Raw genomic sequence first — 3,554 nt, forward strand, 5'->3', positions numbered from 1 at the left:
GCGGAGCTGGCGGCGTATTTCGGCGGCATCCTGCGCGTGCGCAGTGCCGCCTAGACCGAGGGCCGCACGAGGGCCACGCTGCCGTCTTCCTGCAGGATCGCCACGCCGCGGCCGTCGCCCAGGCTCGCGGTCGCGGTGACGGGCGAGGCCAGCTGCCAGGCGTGAACCTGGCGCCAGCCCGCGCGGCCATCGAGCAGCAGCAGGCGCCGACGGCGCTGGTCGGGCATCAGGAGCCACGTGCCCTGCCAGGCAGAGAGGTCGAGCCGACGTGATCCGATGGCATGGTTGCTGACGCCGTCCATCACCCGGGTGGCCACCAGCTCGGACCCCTCCTGCCGGTACTCGTGCAACACCCCGCCGATGTGCGGCGTGTGCACCGCCAGCCAGCGACGGCCGTTCGTGGTGGGCGACAGCCAGCGCCTGGCCGTGCCGATCACCGGGCCGCTCGCAGCGACACGCAGCGCGGCCGGCGCTGCCGGGTCGGCATCGACCAGCACGAGCTGTGCGCCCTGTGGCCCGGATCGCACCGTGAGCAGCCCGTCGCGCCCGCCGATGGCCACCCGGCGAACCGCGATGTCTTCCAGCACCTGGGGCGGCGCCACCACCAGTTCGCGCATCAGCTCGAGGCCGTGCCGCTCGAGCAGGCACACGCGCGTCGCCTCGATCGTGTCGCCCAGCACGCCGTGCCGGTAGCGCTCGGCATCCGGTCCCGCGAGGACCACGACATGGCCGCCGTCACCGCGGCCGTCGAGCTCGGCCTGCAGCGGCCGGGCATCGGGGAGCACATCGACGGCACTGTGCGCGACCGGCGCCCAGGTGCCGGCGCCCGAAGGTTCCAGCCGCACCACGCGATGCCGCCCGCCTTCGGCCTGCACACCGATGATGGCCAGCGGCAGAACGAGCAGGCCCGACGCGGGCGCCAGCGCCCGCGCGTTCGACACCCCGGCGGCGCCGCCCTCCAGCACCCACAGCGCACCGTCCTGTCGGCGCGCCGCAATGCGGCCGTGGCCAATCGCCAGGGGCGTATCGGGATCGATCCGTTCGGCCAGTCGTGGCGCACGCCCCCCTTCCAGCGGCAGCGCGTAGAGCGCGCCGCTCGCGGCGACCGCCAGCACACCGGTCGGGCCGCCCGCCGCAACCTGCGCCATCGGCTCCGGTACCTCCAGTACCTGCAGGCCCGGCTCCCGCGCGGTCACGGACGCGGGCCATCCGAAGACAGTGGCCGCCAGGGCGGCGAGCGACGGGCGGCGGCGCATCATCGGATGTGCTCCCGGGCTACACGGCGCCCGCGTATTCGCCGCGTGCCGGGTAGTTCTTCTCGAGCGCAAAGTCGAGCGCGGCCAGCAGTTCGTCGAAGCGAGGCCGGGCGAACGGCATCGTCTGCACGGCGCCGTAGTAGAGGGAGCCATCGGGCCGCACGATGAAGACCCCGGGCTCGGAGAACAGCGCCGGCTCCTCGATCCCGATCGAGGTCTTGCCGCGCGAACTGCTGATGTACAGGCCCCACTCGCGCGCATTGGCCAGGAGCAGGTCGTGCCCCACGCGAAGCCCCGGCGCGTTCAGCTTGTCGGCCATCGCCTGCGCCCGCTCGCGCCCGTCGCTGGAGACCGCGATCACCTTCACGCCGCGCTTGTCGAACTCCGGCTGCAGCCTGCCGAGTTCGAGCAGGTATTTCAGGCAGATCGGGCAGTGCAGCCCGCGGTAGAAGACCACCATCGTGAAGTGGGTCGCCGCGTCGGCGGCCAGGTCGAAGTCGCCATGGGCGAGCGTGGGAACGCGCAAGGACGGCACGGGTTGGCGAGGCAGCAGCATCGGAGACTCCTTGAAGACCAGCCCAGTGTACGGCCCGATTCGCGACGAATAGATGCCATGCGTCGCCATTGATATACCATTCGTCTCATGGCGGACCGACTTTCTGCGCTGCTCCAGCGTTTCGAGCTCAGCGCCCAGGTGTTCCATGGCGGGCCGCTGTGCGGCGTCGCCGACGTCGATGCGCAGCCGGGAACGGGACACCTGCACCTGCTCCGACAGGGCACGCTGGCCGTCAGCGACGGGCGAGGCGGCTCCATGCGGGTCGAGCAACCCAGCGTCATCTTCTTCCCGCGGCCTCAGGCGCATAGGCTGGAGTCGGACAGCACCGCGGTCGCCGAGCTGGTGTGCGCCTCGGTGCACTTCGGCACGGGCGACACCAATCCGCTGCTGCGCGCCTTGCCCACCAGCCTCGTGGTGCCGCTGGCGCGGCTTCCGGGTCTGGACCTGACCCAGCAACTGCTGTTCGAGGAGGCCTGTCGCCCGCGCTGCGGGCATGACGCGGTGGTCAATCGGCTGGCCGAGGTGCTGCTGATCCAGCTGCTGCGCTACGCCATCGAACAGCGCCTGGTCGATGGCGGGCTGATGGCCGGGCTGGCCGATCCACGGCTGCACAAGGCATTGGCGGCCGTGCATGCGCAGCCCGCTCGCGACTGGACCTTGCCATCGATGGCGGCCGAGGCCGGCATGTCGCGCGCGCGATTTGCCGCCCACTTCGCCCGCTGCGTGGGCGTGCCGCCCGGGGAGTACCTCACCACCTGGCGCATCGGGCTGGCGTGCACGCTGCTGCGACGCGGCATCCCCGTCAAGCTGGTGGCGGCCGAGGTCGGCTACGCCAACGCGAGCGCGCTGGGGCGCGCGTTCGCCCAGCGGGTGGGCACCAGCCCGGCCGCCTGGTCGGCGCGCGACGGTGGTTCGGCTCGCCAGGCCGTGAACGCCTGAATCAGGAGGAACCGAGTGACTTCACGACATCGCCGCACGCCGACCCGCCGCGGCTTCGCCGCTTTGGCGGTGGGTTCGTTCCTCGGCCTGGCCGGCTGCGCCTGGTCGCCAACGCAGCCGCGGCGGCCTGCCGTGCAGTTGCCGCTCCGTCAGGGCTGGTTCGACGGCGAGGAGGTCTTCTACGTGACGACCGATGTCTCCGATGCCGGCATCGCCGCCCGGGAGGGGGCGAACTTCGTCCCGCGGCTGGCCGATGCCCTGCCCCGCGGCGCGAGCCGCCCCGGGCAGCCCTCGTCGGTCGACCGGGTGTACGCCGTGACGAACTTCGAGCAGGCTAGCGTCTTCGCATCGGCGCCTCTGCCGATGGGCTCGGCCAATCGCGACAGCGCCTACACCCCGCTGTGGCGCATGGTCGCCGTCACATGGACTGCCGGCCACACACCGCGGCGGCTGACGTCGGAGGAGCAGATTCTCGCGGCTGAGGAAAGCGGCGCCGTGCGCCTCGAGGTCACGAACGTGGTGCTGAACTGCCCGATCGTCCACCGCGGCCCGCGCGGCGGCCTCGAGGGCGTGGTGCTGCGCCGCCAGCCCTGAGCGGGGCGCCGCAACTGCTGCATCATCGTGATCCATGGCCACCCCTGACTGCTTCCGCGCCCCACGGCTGCTGCTTCCCCGAGCGGGCATCGACCTGCACCGCTGGAGCGTGATCGCCTGCGACCAGTACACCAGCGACGCCGGCTACTGGGCGCGCGTGGCGGCCGAGGTGGGCGACGCGCCCTCCACGCTGCACCTGATCCTGCCCG

At 72.1% G+C, this 3,554-nt stretch carries 4 protein-coding genes; 2 read left to right on the forward strand and 2 right to left on the reverse strand.

Annotated elements, in window-relative coordinates; genetic code table 11:
- Nucleotides 1–50: 50 nt before the first annotated feature.
- Both AB7U92_RS23970 and AB7U92_RS23975 read right to left on the reverse strand, forming a co-directional pair.
- Nucleotides 51–1,259, reverse strand: coding sequence for a hypothetical protein (locus AB7U92_RS23970; protein ID WP_428582845.1), 1,209 nt, complete (start codon nt 1,257–1,259; stop codon nt 51–53).
- Between the two features lie 16 nt (nt 1,260–1,275).
- Nucleotides 1,276–1,812, reverse strand: a complete 537-nt coding sequence (locus tag AB7U92_RS23975) for a peroxiredoxin-like family protein (protein ID WP_428582847.1) — start codon at nt 1,810–1,812, stop codon at nt 1,276–1,278.
- A gap of 87 nt (nt 1,813–1,899) precedes the next feature.
- On the opposite strand from AB7U92_RS23975, the gene AB7U92_RS23980 reads away from it, so the two are divergent.
- Both AB7U92_RS23980 and AB7U92_RS23985 read left to right on the forward strand, forming a co-directional pair.
- Nucleotides 1,900–2,751 (forward strand): cupin domain-containing protein, encoded by an 852-nt coding sequence (locus AB7U92_RS23980; protein WP_428582849.1) that lies wholly within the window; start codon nt 1,900–1,902, stop codon nt 2,749–2,751.
- Between the two features lie 132 nt (nt 2,752–2,883).
- A complete protein-coding gene (locus AB7U92_RS23985) occupies nt 2,884–3,345 on the forward strand; it encodes a DUF7482 domain-containing protein (RefSeq protein WP_428582851.1) in 462 nt (153 codons plus the stop codon).
- The last annotated feature ends 209 nt before the right edge of the window (nt 3,346–3,554 follow it).

It is taken from the genome of Piscinibacter sp., assembly GCF_050175855.1.
Lineage (GTDB): Bacteria > Pseudomonadota > Gammaproteobacteria > Burkholderiales > Burkholderiaceae_C > Piscinibacter.

Excerpts from the sequence above, each read along its gene's own strand:
- AB7U92_RS23970 (WP_428582845.1), bottom strand. The coding sequence starts at position 1,259 with ATGATGCGCCGCCGCCCGTCGCTCGCCGCCCTGGCGGCCACTGTCTTC.
- AB7U92_RS23975 (WP_428582847.1), bottom strand. The coding sequence starts at position 1,812 with ATGCTGCTGCCTCGCCAACCCGTGCCGTCCTTGCGCGTTCCCACGCTC.
- AB7U92_RS23980 (WP_428582849.1), top strand. The coding sequence starts at position 1,900 with ATGGCGGACCGACTTTCTGCGCTGCTCCAGCGTTTCGAGCTCAGCGCC.